The sequence below is a fragment of the Corynebacterium kalidii genome (assembly GCF_022869005.1).
In the GTDB taxonomy this organism is placed as follows: domain Bacteria; phylum Actinomycetota; class Actinomycetes; order Mycobacteriales; family Mycobacteriaceae; genus Corynebacterium; species Corynebacterium kalidii.
In genome coordinates, this window is the sequence record NZ_JALIEA010000017.1 from 95,450 (window position 1) to 110,535 (window position 15,086).

Annotated in this window: 13 protein-coding genes; 8 read left to right on the plus strand and 5 right to left on the minus strand. The window is 68.0% G+C overall.

The annotated features are described in order from the left end of the window. Positions 1-524 precede the first annotated feature (524 nt). Positions 525-1,469 (minus strand): PhzF family phenazine biosynthesis protein, encoded by a 945-nt coding sequence (locus MUN33_RS11285; RefSeq protein ID WP_244805016.1) that lies wholly within the window; start codon positions 1,467-1,469, stop codon positions 525-527. A gap of 88 nt (positions 1,470-1,557) precedes the next feature. Here MUN33_RS11285 and MUN33_RS11290 point away from each other — a divergent pair, with 88 nt between their 5' ends. Then, entirely contained in the window at positions 1,558-1,806 is a 249-nt protein-coding gene (locus MUN33_RS11290) for a hypothetical protein (protein ID WP_244805017.1), read from the plus strand. 951 nt (positions 1,807-2,757) lie between these two features. Here MUN33_RS11290 and MUN33_RS11295 read toward each other — a convergent pair. Next, complete coding sequence (locus MUN33_RS11295; RefSeq protein WP_244805018.1) at positions 2,758-3,303, minus strand: ribonuclease FAU-1 family protein; 546 nt, start codon at positions 3,301-3,303, stop codon at positions 2,758-2,760. Between the two features lie 30 nt (positions 3,304-3,333). Then, on the minus strand, positions 3,334-4,089 hold the full coding sequence (locus MUN33_RS11300) for an Rv1157c family protein (RefSeq protein WP_244805019.1): 756 nt from the start codon (positions 4,087-4,089) through the stop codon (positions 3,334-3,336). A 279-nt stretch (positions 4,090-4,368) separates the two neighbouring features. Here MUN33_RS11300 and typA point away from each other — a divergent pair, with 279 nt between their 5' ends. The 6 genes from typA (at position 4,369) to dapC (ending at position 11,346) form a co-directional block, all read left to right on the plus strand. Beyond that, entirely contained in the window at positions 4,369-6,279 is a 1,911-nt protein-coding gene (typA, locus tag MUN33_RS11305; RefSeq protein WP_244805020.1) for a translational GTPase TypA, read from the plus strand. Between the two features lie 44 nt (positions 6,280-6,323). After that, entirely contained in the window at positions 6,324-8,255 is a 1,932-nt protein-coding gene (locus MUN33_RS11310; RefSeq protein WP_244805021.1) for an ABC transporter substrate-binding protein, read from the plus strand. Continuing rightward, positions 8,248-9,210, plus strand: coding sequence for an N-acetyl-1-D-myo-inositol-2-amino-2-deoxy-alpha-D-glucopyranoside deacetylase (gene mshB, locus MUN33_RS11315; protein WP_244805022.1), 963 nt, complete (start codon positions 8,248-8,250; stop codon positions 9,208-9,210). The genes MUN33_RS11310 and mshB overlap by 8 nt, the downstream gene beginning before the upstream one ends. Next, a complete protein-coding gene (locus tag MUN33_RS11320; protein WP_244805023.1) occupies positions 9,200-9,655 on the plus strand; it encodes a hypothetical protein in 456 nt (151 codons plus the stop codon). The genes mshB and MUN33_RS11320 overlap by 11 nt, the downstream gene beginning before the upstream one ends. Before the next feature lie 189 nt (positions 9,656-9,844). Next, on the plus strand, positions 9,845-10,168 hold the full coding sequence (gene fdxA / locus MUN33_RS11325; RefSeq protein ID WP_244805024.1) for a ferredoxin: 324 nt from the start codon (positions 9,845-9,847) through the stop codon (positions 10,166-10,168). Positions 10,169-10,218: 50 nt separating this feature from the next. Continuing rightward, positions 10,219-11,346 (plus strand): succinyldiaminopimelate transaminase, encoded by a 1,128-nt coding sequence (gene dapC / locus MUN33_RS11330; RefSeq protein ID WP_244805025.1) that lies wholly within the window; start codon positions 10,219-10,221, stop codon positions 11,344-11,346. Positions 11,347-11,385: 39 nt separating this feature from the next. Here dapC and dapD read toward each other — a convergent pair whose 3' ends face one another. Both dapD and MUN33_RS11340 read right to left on the minus strand, forming a co-directional pair. Further along, positions 11,386-12,330: a 2,3,4,5-tetrahydropyridine-2,6-dicarboxylate N-succinyltransferase gene (gene dapD / locus MUN33_RS11335; RefSeq protein ID WP_244805026.1), complete on the minus strand. Its 945-nt coding sequence runs from the start codon at positions 12,328-12,330 to the stop codon at positions 11,386-11,388. 49 nt (positions 12,331-12,379) lie between these two features. Further along, entirely contained in the window at positions 12,380-13,843 is a 1,464-nt protein-coding gene (locus MUN33_RS11340) for an amino acid permease (protein ID WP_305037388.1), read from the minus strand. Between the two features lie 64 nt (positions 13,844-13,907). Between MUN33_RS11340 and dapE the strand changes: the two genes are divergently transcribed. Continuing rightward, positions 13,908-15,083 (plus strand): succinyl-diaminopimelate desuccinylase, encoded by a 1,176-nt coding sequence (dapE, locus tag MUN33_RS11345; protein WP_244805027.1) that lies wholly within the window; start codon positions 13,908-13,910, stop codon positions 15,081-15,083. The last annotated feature ends 3 nt before the right edge of the window (positions 15,084-15,086 follow it).

The following is a 15,086-nucleotide window of genomic DNA, read 5'->3' on the forward strand; positions in this document are numbered from 1 at the left end:
TCGAGGCGCCGCCAGGCGCACCATGGTATGCCGCTGACCTGCGGCACAGAGATGCCGGCAGGTAGACGATTCCGGTAAAAGGTGCTACTAAAATCATCACCGAGCCCCTACTGCGATCGGCGGTTCGACACCCTCGCCGCGTGTTCACAACCTCACGGGGAACTACACCTAGTCTCGATCTCGATTTCCTGGCATAGCTCGCATTCGTTGCCTGAAATGCTAGGTTATTGAGTGCCGAGTGCCGAGTGCGCGCAGCGCGAAGCCGGACTCCCCCTTTGTGGGCGTTGACATCGTGTGCTTCTTCAACGGCAATTGTGAACCTGAGTCGCCGTAATTACGAATCTACTTCATAACTGCAGGTTTCCGCACACTCAAGATTACTGCTCTCGTCGACCATCGTGTTATTGAATCGGTCTATTTGTGATAGTACGACACGATTCTGAAACATCGATGGGAGATCGAATTAAGTCACATCGATCCTCTGAGGCGACGGCAAAAACACACCTACAGGCCAGCACAACCTGTTAGGCGGTGTCGAGGGAAATCGCGGTTCCTGACACTGTGATACCGCCCTCAGGCGGCACTTTGACGAGGAGCAGGCTGGGGCGACCGACATGTCGTCCCTGGCGGACGATGATCTGAAGAGGAGTCGTAATTGTTCCTAGCTCGCGAAGATATCCTCCGAATGCCGCCGCGGCTGATCCCGTTGCGGGATCCTCGGTGATATCGCCGACCGGGAAGAGGTTACGCGCATCCACACAGAGGGGCGAAGTGTCATCAGAGTCCTGACGGCAGACGATCGTCACCGTTCCGGGCCATCCCTGCGTATCCATTAATGCACGTATGGCGTCGGGGTCGAAGGAGAATGTGTCGAAGACCTCCTGGGTGCGGATGGCAATGATGGGATGCCAGTTCCCGGCATATGCTTCGTGCGGCGGCCAGTGCTCGTCCAGGTCGGAGCGGCTCAGGCCCAGGAGTGAGAGCAGGGTGTCCGCGACGTCACTATCAAGGTCGCGAATCCTCGGTTCGACGCTCGTAAAAGAGGCTGTGACGGGAGTGTCAGTCAGGCCTCCGCCAGAGGTGATACTCTCCGCTGTAGATGTGTCGACGATGACTCGGCCCACGGCAGTCTCGAGCGTGAAGGGGCCGACTCCTCGTTGCTGCGCGAGAGCGACTGCCGCTGCGACGGTAGCATGACCGCAGAAGGGCACCTCCGCTTCGGGGGAGAAGTAGCGTACACGCAGCGTTCGGTCGTCAGTCTCGTTGCTTGCGGGGATCAAGAATGCCGTTTCGGAGTAGCCGATGTCGGAGGCGATCTGCTGCATCGCTGATTCGGTGAGTGTGGACGCATCGAGGACAATGCCGGCCGGATTTCCTCCGCCGAGCTCGGAGGCGAATGCCGCGAGACGAAGGAGCTCTACTGGCGACCGGGAGGATCTTATCGGGGACGTCGGTTGCAATGAAGGCATGCGGTAAGAATGCCACAAGCCCGTGCCAAGAGGTGAATCGCTCCGGGGGTAATGGAGGCAGGGCAAGTTGGAAGAAGGAGATCCTCACGTGCCGGTGGAATACACCGACGAACTCAACGCTCGTGCCGTCGAGATCGTCATGGATGTCCAGGTGGATTCGGACACCGCGATCGGGACGATCACCCGTATAGCGAGCGATCTTGGTCTCAACAATGAGCTCCCGCGGACCTGGGTGTGTAAGTACAAGGACTTGGGCAAGACCGGACTGACTGAGTCGGCCGATCTTGAAGCGAGCGTCGGTTTTCTTCGCGGCGGAGCTAGTGTCGCGATACGTTAATTCCTAACTGCTCCGTGGTGTGGGCAAATAAACCTCACCCAACAACCCTGAACTCGTCCCGATCCTGGGCGACGGTGACCAGCAGATTATGGAGTGTATGCGACATGCCGGACGTGGAACTGGACACCGGGCGTACCGGTGCACACTGTCGGGGTTACACCGCCTACCCTGCAGGAGCTGCCGTATGACGACGCCGACGTACCGTGCGACCTAGGGCAGCCAGGCAAAGGTGAACAACGCTCACTGTGGTTCGGATTCCGGTAGTATCGGCACAGCGTCTCCAGTCCCATGGAAGCGCTCTGTGGAAGGCTCCCGGTGCCAGCCGACACTAGCGCCTGGAGTAGTCGGATCTGCCTAACGCGGCCCCGATAATGGGCCCCATCGCCTTCGGGCGGTGGGGCCTTCATCATCGTCTGCGCGGAATCTGGCAGACGTCGGCATCCTTGATCCGCCCGTTGACTCGGGTGGGCTCGCGGTGCATCCGGCGTTGGGAGTTGCCCGTATTCTGCCCGTACCAGACTGCGCGTAGTCCGATTCAGACGCCGTCATGCGTGCCATGCGATGCCGATGACCTGCGATGATTCACTGACCTGTATAGGGGGCTAGATCACCCAGATCTACGAAGGCACCAACCAGATCTGCCGCATGGTGATGGGCCGCCAGATCCTCAAGTAGAGGTCAGAGGGTCCGGTGCCCCCTGCAGGGCAGGCGGGGCACCACACAGTAAACCCCCGGCCCAATGGGTCGGGGGTCAACTGCTGACGTTTCAAGAGGAGAATGCTCAGCTGCCGTATACGAGGTGTCCTTCCGGTCGCTTCTGTGCCTGTCGGCCACCGTTGCGGCGGCTCTGACAAGTAATCTACGGCCGGGGTCTGGCAGGACGCTGGTAACGGCCTGCGGCGTCAGTGGAAGTTCACGTAGCGGTCGCGCAAGGGGGGGCAGGCACGGGGGTCACAGGTCCTCCGGTGCCGCGTAGTCGACGGTGTCGGCCCAGGACAGGCGGAACCCCCGGGACGCCAGCCAGGGTTCCACCCCGCCGGCGCCGAGCATGCCGTCGATGAGCTGTTGGGACGCCCCCAGTGCCCGCGCGGCGGTGGGGGCGTCGATGTAGCCGGCGGTGAGTGCCTCCCCGAGCTCCTCCAGGTCGAGCACCTCCCACCGGCCGCCGGCGTAGGTGACCAGGTCCACGTACAGGTCTGTGGTGCGCCAGAGGCCGTCGGCGGGTTCGGTGCGGGCGATGTCGACGTAGAGGTCCTGGCCGGGGAACCTGCCGCCGTGACCGTCCCGGAAGTGGAAGCGGTTCACGCGGAGGTCGAGGTCGGGGATCAGCCAGCTCTCCAGGTAGCCGAAGCGGGGGTGGTCGGCCGGGCGTGCCATGTACAGCATGCCGTCACGCAGCGCCCAGCGCTCGACCTGCCGGCGGAACCCCTTGGGGTCGGTGTTGACCTTCCCCGCGATGTCGAAGGTCTCGGTCTTGGGGTGGTGGAGGTCGCTCATCGGAACGTGTCGGCCGCGGTGTGCAGGGGACTACCGGACGTTGAAGATCCCGGCGGTCGGCAGGAAGGTGCAGTTGCCCTGGGTGCCTTCTTCGTCGGTGGTGACGCCACCCTCCAGCAGTGCCAGGACGTGCCCGGGGCCGGTGTCCGCCAGGCCGTTGATCGTGGCGGGGCCCTCCGGGTTGATCCCGCCGTAGCCCAGCGGGGTCTGGCCGACGCGGCCGTTGTTGATGTTGACCCAGTGCACGCGCATGCCGGTGTTCTGCTGCTCCGCGACCGTGCCGGTGCCCAGCGCGGTGAAGACGAAGGAGACGTGGCCGGCGGGGACACCGGGAAGCGGCAACGGGGCGGGGCCCGGTACGCCCATCGCCATGCCGACGGCGTTGCTCGTGCCGCCGATGCAGTTCTGTGCCAGCGTGGGCCACCCGAACTGGGTGAAGCCGGGCCCGTTCTCCGGGATGCCGACACCGGGTTCACCGTCGCCACGGAAGAAGCCGACGACGCGCTTGAGGATGCCGCTGACGTTCTCCGGGACCTCCGGGCGGTTTGCGAAGTCCTCGATCTGCTGGAGCAGCTCGGGGGTGGGGCGCCCGAGGTTGTCGATCGGCAGCGGCGGGAGGCCGGGGAGTGCCGGTGCGGGAGCGGAGTGGGCTGCGGGCGCGGCGGCCAGGGCCGTACCTGTGGAGACGGCGACTGCGGTCAGGACGGCGGACAGCGCGCGGGGGACGCGGCGGGCCGGTCGTTCGGTCCGGGCCGGGCGCGCGGTACGGGTGAGCTGGGAAAGCACGGGCAGCCTCTCGGTGGTTGTGAATCGTGTCGTCGGTGGGAACGCCACGAGCGCATCAAACGTCACATTCGCCCCAACAGTAACACGAGTAACATTCGGGGCCAAGGTTCTCTTTTGACCACCATATCAGTGAGGGGCGTTCACCCGCGCCGGAATCGGTCGATGAGAAAAATCCGCGTTGTGTCGAGTACCCTGGAACGTCGTCGTCCCCCGAGGGGCCTGTGAGGGGTCCCGGGCCCCCGACCACGACTGACTCCCAATTAGGAAGCTGAAGGATCTGTGTCACTGACTGAATTCCGTAATGTCGCCATCGTCGCCCACGTTGACCACGGCAAGACCACTCTCGTCGACGCAATGCTGCGTCAGTCAGGGGTGTTCGATGCCCATGGCGAGGTTGAGGACCGTGTCATGGATTCGGGGGACCTGGAGAAGGAGAAGGGCATCACCATCCTGGCCAAGAACACGGCGATCCGCCGTGCCGGCCTGGGTAAGGACGGTGCTGACCTCGTCATCAACGTCATCGACACCCCCGGCCACGCCGACTTCGGCGGCGAGGTCGAGCGTGCCCTGTCGATGGTCGACGGTGTCGTCCTGCTGATCGACGCCTCCGAGGGGCCGCTGCCCCAGACCCGTTTCGTGCTCGGCAAGGCCCTCGAGGCCAAGATGCCGGTCATGATCTGCGTGAACAAGACCGACCGCCCGGACGCCCGGATCGATGAGGTCGTCACCGAGGCCCAGGACCTGCTGCTGGAGCTTGCCTCGGCACTTGAGGACGAGGAGGCCGCGGCCGCCGCCGAGACCCTGCTCGACCTCCCGGTCCTGTACGCCTCCGGGCGCGCCGGCAAGGCCTCCACCGAGAACCCCGGCAACGGCAACGTGCCCGAGGCGGAGGACCTGCAGGCGCTCTTCGACGTCCTCTACGACGTCCTGCCCGAGCCGTCCGCGGACATCGAGGCGCCGCTGCAGGCCCACGTGACCAACCTGGACTCCAGCTCCTTCCTGGGCCGTATCGGCCTGATCCGTGTCTTCGCCGGCACGATCCGCAAGGGCCAGCAGGTGTCCTGGATCCACTACGACGCCGACGGCGTCGAGCACCGTAAGACCGCCAAGATCGCCGAACTCCTGCGCACCGTGGGTGTCTCCCGTGTGCCCGCCGACGAGGTCATCGCCGGTGACATCGCCGCGGTGTCGGGTATCGAGGACATCATGATCGGCGACACCCTCGCCGACCCCGACCACCCGGTCGCGCTGCCGCGCATCACCGTCGACGAGCCCGCGATCTCGATGACCATCGGTGTGAACACCTCGCCGATGGCCGGTCGTGGCGGCGGCGACAAGCTCACCGCCCGTGTCGTCAAGGCCCGTCTGGACCAGGAGCTGATCGGTAACGTGTCGATCCGCGTCCTGCCGACCGAGCGTCCCGACGCCTGGGAGGTCCAGGGCCGTGGTGAGATGGCGCTCTCCGTGCTCGTCGAGACGATGCGCCGTGAGGGCTTCGAGCTGACCGTCGGTAAGCCGCAGGTCGTCACCCGTACCGTCGACGGCAAGCTCCAGGAGCCCTACGAGCACATGGTCATCGACGTGCCGGAGGAGCACCTCGGTGCCGTCACCCAGCTCATGGCCGGCCGCAAGGGTCGTATGGAGGGCATGGACAACACCGGTAGTGGGTGGATCCGGATGAACTTCACCGTCCCGTCCCGTGGCCTCATCGGCTTCCGCACCATCTTCATGACCGAGACCCGTGGCACGGGCATCGCCAACCACTACTCGGCCGGGTACGAGGCGTGGGCCGGCGAGATCAAGGGCCGTCCCAACGGTTCCCTGGTCTCCGACCGTACCGGCCAGATCACCGCGTACGCGTTGACCCAGCTCGCCGACCGCGGCGACTTCTTCGTCGAGCCCGGCACCCAGACCTACGAGGGTATGGTCGTCGGTCAGAACAACCGTGACGAAGACATGGACATCAACATCACCAAGGAGAAGAAGCTCACCAACATGCGTTCGGCCACCGCCGACGCCACGGTGACGCTGGCCAAGGCGCGTAACCTCACCCTCGACGAGGCCATGGAGTTCTGTGGCCAGGACGAGTGCGTGGAGGTCACCCCGGAGAACATCCGGGTGCGTAAGACGGTCCTCGGTGCCACCGAGCGTGCCCGCGCCCTGTCGCGCATGAAGGCCCGCAACAAGTAGGCCGATCCCGTCCAGCAGCCCGGATCATGAGGAGCCGTCGCCAGGTGAAGCAGTTCAACAGGTCCCGGCGGCGTTCGTCGTCCGTCATCGCCGTCGCATCGGTCGCCACAGTCTGTGGACTGGTGCTCTCCGGCTGCCAGGCGGACCCCGGCGACGCGCCCACCGTCGACGACGCCGAGGAGGCGGTCGACGCGCAACGCGGCGGGTCCGGGGACGGGCACGGCGGTGACGGCGGTGGGGCCGTCCCCAAGGAGCTGCGCACCATCACGGTGGGGGTCGACCGGATCCCCGCGGACCTGAACCCGCACCTGGTCGCGTCCCGGTCCATGCTGACGTCCGCGGTGGCTGACCTGACCATGCCCAGCGCCTTCACCGTCGACGACGACGGGCTCCGCACGGTGTTGAACTCCGACCTGCTGGACGCCGTCGACGTACTCGCCGGGGGAGAGGACGCACCCACGAAGGTGCGCTACACCCTCGCCGACGGGGCCCAGTGGTCCGACGGGACCCCGATCAGCGGTTCCGACTTCCACTACCTGTGGCAGCAGGTGACGACCATGCCGGGCACCACCGACAACGCCGGCTACGGCGATATCGCCGACCTCGAGGTGTCCGCCGGCGGCAACACCGTGACCGTCACGTTCACCCGGCCGCAGCAGGACTGGCGCGAGCTCTTCACCCACCTGCTGCCCAGCCACATCTACGGCGCCGAAGGCCGGAACTTCACCACTGTCCTCGGCACCCTCCCGGCGGCGTCAGGCGGGGTCTACACCGTGCGGCAGTTCGATCCCGGCCGGGGGAACCTCGTGCTCGAGCGCAACACCAGGTACTGGGGGACCTCGCCCGCCCGCACCGACCGGGTCGTGTTCTCCGAGTCGGGGGACCTGGACACCGCGACACAGATGCTGCGCGCGGGTCAGTTCCAGATGCTCACGACCCGCGGTGGCGCGGTCACCGGTGAGTCGTTGGACAGTCTGCCCGCCGTCGGCGCCACCACGGTGGACCTGGACACCCGTCTGGACCTGGTGCCGAATGTCGCCGCCGGTCGTCTGGAGACCGCGGACGCCCGACGGGCTCTGTTGTCCACCGTCGACGCGGACAAGGTCGCCCGGCTGGTCACCGGCGACCCCGCCGCCGCTGCCCCGGACAGTGGGCCGGGGGCGTTCCACGGACACGGCGCCGTCGAGGACGCTGCGGGCGTCATCGGTGCGACGCGCTCCGACCCGCTGCGGATCGCCGCCGACACACTGGACGACGAGGCCGTCGAGGCCGCCAGACGGGTGGTCGACCAGCTCATCACCGCCGGGGTCCCCGCCACGGTGGTCACCCCGACGGCCTCCGACCTGTACTCGGCGTTCCTGCCGAGGGGCCAGGTCGATGCGGTGATCGCCCGGCAGGACCTCGAACGCACCCGGACGGACCTGCGCAGCGGGTTCTCCTGCGACGCCGCCGATCGCCCGGTGCAGTCCGCGTCCCAGGAGCTGCCCACCGAGTCCGACCTGGCCACCGGCACCGCGACGGAACCAGGGGCCGCTTCGGAGACGGAGTCGGGGTCAGCGACCCCGTCTGGGACCTCGTCAGCGTCGTCAGCGTCGTCGTCAGAGTCCGGCGCGGACGCCGAGGCCTCGGCACCGAACGCCCGGGCGTCGAACGTGTCGGGCTTCTGCGACGCCGAACTGGACGGGCTGCTGCTGGAGGGCAGCGACGCCCAGATCACCGACTACCTGTCGGGGCAGGCGCTGGCCCTGCCGTTGATCGGCGACCGGGTCGTGGTCGGACGGTCCGCCGACCTCGTCGGCCCGCCCGGCAGGATCGCCTCCTGGCCGGTAGGGGAGCGGTCGGGTCCCTTCGTCTCCGTCGCGGAATGGTTCCGCGCCGGTGCACGTACCACCGGGGAAGGGAACACCGGCGACGAGAACGCCGGCGATGAGACTGGTGCAGACACGGACACGACCGGAAAGGCAGACAATGAGTGACGTAGCAGCACGCGGTGACCTGGCAGGACTGCGGATCGTCGCCGTCCACGCCCATCCCGACGACGAGTCGATCTGGGGTGGACTCGCCCTGGCCAACTGGATCCGCCGCGGTGCCGAGGCGACCGTGGTCACCTGCACCCTCGGCGAGGAGGGCGAGGTCATCGGCGGGAAGTACGCCAGCCTCGTCGCCGACGAGCGCGACATGCTCGGCGGCTACCGTATCTCCGAACTGCAGCGTGCACTCACCGAACTGGGCGCGGGCCGGCCGGTCTTCCTCGGCGGTCCGGGCCGGTGGCGTGACTCCGGCATGGTCGGGACCCCCGCCGCCGACCATCCCCGCGCATTCGTGAAGTCCGGGGACCGTGCGGTGGAGCAGCTCATGGAACTCTTCGACGACCTCCGCCCGCACGTGGTCGTCACCTACGGGCCGGACGGCGGGTACGGTCACCCGGACCATATCCGTGCCCACGAGATCACCCACCTTGCCACCGCCCGCGCGGAGGAGCAGGGGCGCTGGGCCCCCGTCAGGATCTACTGGACCGCGCAGGAACGCGAGCGCGTGGAGGCCGGGCTGGAGGAACTGGCACAGGCCGGTGGGCCGCCCGAGGGGTGGCGTTTCCCCGCGCCCGGGGAGTTGGCGACGGTGCCGGCCGACACCGTCGACGTCCGGGTCGAGGGCACGGAGGGAGACGTCGCTGCGAAGCGCCGGGCGATGGCGGCCCACGCGACGCAGCTGTGGGTGGCCGACGGTTCCGTCTCCGACGTCAACGACCGCCCGCGCTACTCCGCCGGGCGGACCGCGTTCTGCCTGTCGAACCTCATCGCCCAGCCTCTCCTCGACTCGGAGAGCTACACGCTGGGGGCCGAGTTCCCGGGGCAGGGCAGGTTGTCACCCGAGACGATGGACAGACTAGACTGTCTATTTGCCGAAGGGAGGTGCCCCGATGACGTCTGACGACACGTCCACCGTGGACCCCGGTGCCGAACCGCACTGGGGTGACCCGGAGCGTCCGCAGGTCCGTCGGGACACCACCCGTGCGGAACGCGTCGCCGGGATCGTCTGGCTGTGTGTCGGCGCGCTGGTGGCGATCCTGCTCTCGGTCCTGTACCTGGGCTCGAGGATCACCGTCGGTGACGTCTCGGTGCCCTTCCCGTGGCCGGTCCTCGCCGCCCCGTGGTTCAACTACGTGCTGGTGAAGACGGCCCTGCTGTGGACCGACGACAGGCGCGTCGCCGCAGCCCCGCTGTGGGTGTGGCTGGCCGGATACGCTCTCCTGCTGTTCTGGCCGGTGCTCCCGGGACTCGGCGGTGACACGGTCCTCGCCGGGACGGTGTGGGCGCTGCTGCTCCTCCCGCTGGGGGCGGCCGGCGGCGGTTGGGCATTACTGAGGTTGAAGTGAGAAGATCGCTGCAGCAGCAGGCGGCAGTGGTCGGCAGTGCTCGGCAGAGCCCGGCAACTGCAGGGCAGGTGCCCTGCACCACCGTCGGCCGTAACCCGGTGACACCGGGGCGGTTGACGGACGTCGGCGGATGCTGACGGATAATGTGAGAACCCTAGACAGTGACGAACTCCAGAAGGTGACAATCAGATGACCTACGTGATCGCGCAGCCGTGTGTGGACGTGATGGACCGGGCGTGCGTGGAAGAGTGCCCGGTCGACTGCATCTACGAGGGCAAGCGCATGCTGTACATCCACCCGGACGAATGCGTGGACTGCGGTGCGTGCGAGCCGGTCTGCCCGGTCGAGGCGATCTTCTACGAGGACGACGTCCCCGACGAGTGGGAGGAGTACTTCGACTACAACGTGGCCTTCTTCGATGAGCTCGGCGATCCCGGCGGAGCCGCGAAGCTCGGCCCGCAGGACTTCGACGTGGAGGGGATCAAGAACCTCCCGCCGCAGAACCAGGACTAGCCCCCAGCCGGCTCTCCGCCGACGCGACCGTTTGTTTGAGGATGAACCCCATGCCGCGCCATTCACGACGCACCCTGTCCACTGAGCTCCCCGATTTCCCGTGGGACTCGCTGTCCGGCGCGAAGCAGGTGGCGTCCGCGCACCCCGAGGGGATCGTCGACCTGTCGGTGGGGACCCCCGTCGACGAGGTCGCCCCGTCGATCCAGTTGGCGCTGGCGGAGAACGCGTCCGCGCCCGGCTACCCGCAGACGGTCGGCACCCCGGAGTTGCGGCGGGCGATCGTCGCCGCCCTGGACCGTCGTTTCGGCGTCGCCGGGGTGGGGGAGGACGCCGTCCTCCCCGTGGTGGGGACGAAGGAGGCCATCGCCTGGCTGCCGTTCCTGCTGGGGGTGACGCCGGGCCAGACCGTGGTCATCCCGGAGCTGGCCTACCCGACCTACGAGGTTGGTGCCCGGCTCGCCGGGGCGACGGCGGTACGCAGCGACTCCCTGCTGAAGCTGGGGCCCGAGACGCCCTCGCTGATCTTCATCAACTCGCCGGCGAACCCGCACGGCAAGGTCCTCGGGGTCGACCACCTGCGCAAGGTCGTCGAGTACGCCCGGGACCGCGATGTCGTCGTCGTCTCCGACGAGTGCTACCTGGGCCTGGGTTGGTCGCAGGAGGATGCCCCGGTCTCCATCCTCGACCCGCGGGTGTGCGGTGACGACCACACGAACCTCATCGCGGTCCACTCCCTGTCAAAGACCTCGAACCTGGCGTCCTACCGGTCCGGCTTCCTCGTCGGCGACCGGGCCCTGATCGGTGAGCTGCTCAGCGTGCGCAAGAACGCCGGTCTGATGATGCCCGGCCCGATCCAGGCCGCCAGCGTCGCGGCCCTGGACGACGACGGGCAGGAGACGCTGCAGAAGGAGCGTTACCGGAAGCGTCGTGAGCTGCTGTCGGCGGCCGTGGAGGCCGCCGGCCTGCGCATCGACGACTCCGACGGCGGACTCTACCTGTGGGCGACGGAGGGCCGGCCGTGCCGTGAGACGGTCGACCGGCTGGCCCGGATCGGTATCCTCGTCGCCCCCGGCGACTTCTACGGCCCCGCCGGCGCCGAGCACGTGCGCATCGGGTTGACGGCGACGGACGCGCAGGTCGTCGCCGCCGCCCGACGCCTGGCCGGCGGGCTGGGGTAGACCGGACACCGGTCCTACGTCCGGGGCCCGCCCGCAGGGTCAGTTCTTGTGGAGGTCTTCGTTGAGTTCCACCGACCCGGTCGTCCGGGCGACGGCCTCGACCGCGCCGGTGACGGAGTTGCGGCGGAACAGGACATTGGAGATCCCGGAGAGCTCGGAGGCCTTCACGGTGTCGCCGTCAGCGGCGCCGACCGCCTCGGCGACGGCGCCGGAGACCACGGCCTTGGTACCGAAGGTGACGTAGAGGCCGGCCTCGATCACGCAGTCGTCGCCGAGGGAGATCCCGAGTCCGGAGTTCGCGCCGAGCAGGCAGCGCTGCCCGACGGAGATCACGGCCTTGCCGCCCCCGGACAGGGTGCCCATGATCGACGCACCACCACCCACGTCCGAACCGTCGCCGACGACGACGCCGCCGGAGATACGGCCCTCGACCATCGAGGAGCCCAGGGTGCCGGCGTTGAAGTTCACGAAGCCCTCGTGCATCACGGTGGTGCCCTCGGCGAGGTGGGCACCGAGACGGACCCGGTCGGCGTCGCCGATACGCACACCGGTGGGCACGACGTAGTCCACCATCCGCGGGAACTTGTCGATGGACAGGACGGTCACGTGGCCCCGTCGTCCCAGCCGCGCCCGGGTGGCCTCGAAGCCGTCGACGGCGCACGGGCCGAAGTTGGTCCACACGACGTTGGACAGCATGCCGAAGACCCCGTCGAGGTTGCACCCGTGGGGGCGGATCTCGCGACCGGAGATCAGGTGCAGGCGTAGGTAGACGTCGGCGGCGTCGGCGGGTGCGTCGTCCAGGTCGGCGATGACGGTGTGCACCACGGTGCGGCGCACACCGCGGTCGGCGTCCTCGCCCTCGAGGTGGGAGAAGTCGGAGGGGGTCGACGGGGCGTCCCCGAGGCCGAACTCGGGGTACCACACGTCAAGGACGGTGTCGTCGGCGGTCAGGGTGGCGATTCCGGTTCCATATGCGGCAGTCATGGTGAGCCAGTCTACCTGCCGCGCCCGGGGTGCCGCGGGGTGCCGTCCGCTACTGCGCGGACGCTGCGTCCGCCGCTGCGTCCGCCGGTTCATCCCCGTTCTGCGCGACCTTGCGGGCGTGCCGGCGGGTGACGAACAGCCCCAGCAGGCTCAACGCGGTGAACGCCACGGCCACGGTGGCCACCTGGTCGCGGGCGGTCTCGTCGAAGAGCATCAGGACCGCGAGCCCCACCAACGCCACCAACGTGATGACCGGCAACGTCGGCCATGCCCACATCCGTACCTTCAGGCTGCCCTCGGCCTCGAGCTGCGGTCGCAGCTTCAGCTCGCTGAGCACGATGATGAACCAGATCACCAGCAGGCAGCCGCCGACGGCGTTGAAGAGGATGTTGATCAGGTTGTCCGGACCCCAGACCTGCAGACCGACGGAGATGAAGGCGAAGACCAGCGAGCAGATCACCGCGGCGGTCGGGACCTTCTGCGCCGAGACCTTCCGGAAGACCCGGGGGGCGTTGCCCTGGTGGGCGAAGGAGAAGGTCAGCCGGGAGGTCCCGTAGATCTGTGCGTTGAACGCCGAGAGCAACGCCAGCACGATGATCACCTCCATGAACCCGACGACGCCGGGGATGTCGGCCATCGCCAGCACCCGGGTGAAGGGGGAGTCGGCGGCGCCCTGGGCGTCGTCGAGGGTGGTGAAGTTCAGCAGGGCGGTGATCACCAGCACCGAGCCCAGGTAGAACAGCGAGATGCGCCACACCACGGCGCGCACGGCCGCGGTGATCGCCTCGCTGGGCTTCTCCGACTCGGCGGCCGCGATGGTCACGATCTCGATGCCGCCGAAGGCGAACGCCACGGCCAGCAGACCGGCGGCGATACCGGAGATCCCGTTCGGGACGAACGGGGTGAAGTTGTCGGCCCCCACCGGCTCGTGACCCGGCAGGAACCCGAAGATCAGCAGCACGCCGACGACGAGGAAGAAGACGATGACGGCGACCTTCACGAAGGAGAACCAGTACTCGAACTCGCCGAACCCACGCACCGAGAACAGGTTGACCACGGTGAACAGGATCACGCACAGCAGGCCCGGGATCCACCCCTCCACGCCGAACCAGGTGCCCATGATGGCGCCGGCGCCGGTGATCTCGGCACCCATGACCATGATCAGCATGAACCAGTACAACCAACCGGTGGCGAAGCCCGCCCACGGGCCCATCGCCATCTTCGCGTAGGTCGCGAACGTGCCCGACGCCGGGCGGGCCGCGGCGAGCTCGCCGAGCATGCGCATGACGAAGACGACGATGACCCCGGCGACGATGTACGAGAACAGCACCGCCGGCCCCGCCGCCCTGATGCCCACACCGGTGCCGAGGAAGAGGCCCGCGCCGATCGCGGACCCCAGGCCCATCATCGTCAGGTGCCGGACCTTGAGGCTGTGTCCGAGGTCCCGGTTGCCGGCCTCGGTCTGTGAGGCACCCCGGGAATCGGTGGAGGTGTCGGTGTGCTGAGTGCTCATACTTCCGGATTCTCGCACACTCGTCAGGCGGGCGAGGCCAGAGGCCACTAGAGTGTGTGGCACGATGATGAATTCCCCGTCTACCTCCGCACCTACCTCCGCACCACTGACCGCCGCCGACCTCTCGGCCGACCCGGTGGAGCTGACCCGCCGGCTCGTCGACATCCCGAGCACCTCCCACGAGGAGGAGGCCATCGCCGACGCCCTGCACGCCGCGCTCCAGGGGCTGCGCGCCGAGCACCCGCATGTCACCGTCGACCGCCACGGCAACACGGTGGTGGCCCGGACGCACCGCGGACTGCCTACCAGGGTGATCCTCGCCGGCCACATCGACACCGTGCCGCCGGCGGACAACCTGCCCTCGGTCCGGCGTCCGGACGACGCCGGACAGGACAGCATCCACGGTCTCGGGTCCGTGGACATGAAGTCCGGCGACGCGGTGTACATCCACGCCTTCGCGACCCTGGCCGGGGACCCCCGGCTGGCCCATGACCTCACCCTCGTGCTCTACGAGGGCGAGGAGGTCGCGACCCGTTACAACGGTCTCGGCCACCTGGCACGGCACCACCCGGAGTGGCTGGCCGGCGACGTCGCGCTGCTGGGGGAGCCCTCCGGTGCGGTGATCGAGGCCGGGTGCCAGGGGACGCTGCGGGTGCGGGTGACCGCGCACGGCACCCGGGCGCACTCCGCGAGGTCCTGGCTCGGCGACAACGCCGTCCACCGCCTGTCGCCGGTGATCGCGCGGGTGAGCGACTACCGCCCCCGCGACGTCGAGATCGACGGCTGCCACTACCGGGAGGGGCTCAACGTGGTCCACCTCGAGGCCGGTGTGGCGACCAACACCGTCCCCGACGAGGCGTGGATGTTCGTGAACTTCCGCTTCGCGCCCGACCGTACGGGTGAGGAGGCGCTCGCCCACACGCTGGACGTCCTCGGCGTCGGGACCCCGGAGGCCCCGGCCGAGGGATTCAGTGTGGAGGTCGACGACCTCGCCCCCGGCGCGCTACCGGGCCTCAGCCAGCCTGCGGCGGCCACGCTCGTCGAGGCCACCGGAGGTAACGTCCGCGCGAAGTTCGGCTGGACTGACGTGTCGCGCTTCTCCGCGCTGGGCATCCCGGCGGTGAACTTCGGCCCCGGCGACCCGGGGTTGTGCCACACCCCGCAGGAGAACTGCCCGGTGGAGATGATCGTGACCGTGAGTGACCAGTTGACCGACTACCTGACCCGGAAGGCGCGGTGACGT

Bases quoted from the DNA above. Each gene is read 5' to 3' on its own strand.
- dapD (WP_244805026.1), bottom strand. From the start codon at position 12,330: ATGACTGCCGCATATGGAACCGGAATCGCCACCCTGACCGCCGACGAC.
- MUN33_RS11320 (WP_244805023.1), top strand. From the start codon at position 9,200: ATGACGTCTGACGACACGTCCACCGTGGACCCCGGTGCCGAACCGCAC.
- fdxA (WP_244805024.1), top strand. From the start codon at position 9,845: ATGACCTACGTGATCGCGCAGCCGTGTGTGGACGTGATGGACCGGGCG.
- MUN33_RS11340 (WP_305037388.1), bottom strand. From the start codon at position 13,843: ATGAGCACTCAGCACACCGACACCTCCACCGATTCCCGGGGTGCCTCA.
- MUN33_RS11285 (WP_244805016.1), bottom strand. From the start codon at position 1,469: ATGCCTTCATTGCAACCGACGTCCCCGATAAGATCCTCCCGGTCGCCA.
- dapC (WP_244805025.1), top strand. From the start codon at position 10,219: ATGCCGCGCCATTCACGACGCACCCTGTCCACTGAGCTCCCCGATTTC.
- dapE (WP_244805027.1), top strand. From the start codon at position 13,908: ATGATGAATTCCCCGTCTACCTCCGCACCTACCTCCGCACCACTGACC.
- mshB (WP_244805022.1), top strand. From the start codon at position 8,248: ATGAGTGACGTAGCAGCACGCGGTGACCTGGCAGGACTGCGGATCGTC.
- MUN33_RS11295 (WP_244805018.1), bottom strand. From the start codon at position 3,303: ATGAGCGACCTCCACCACCCCAAGACCGAGACCTTCGACATCGCGGGG.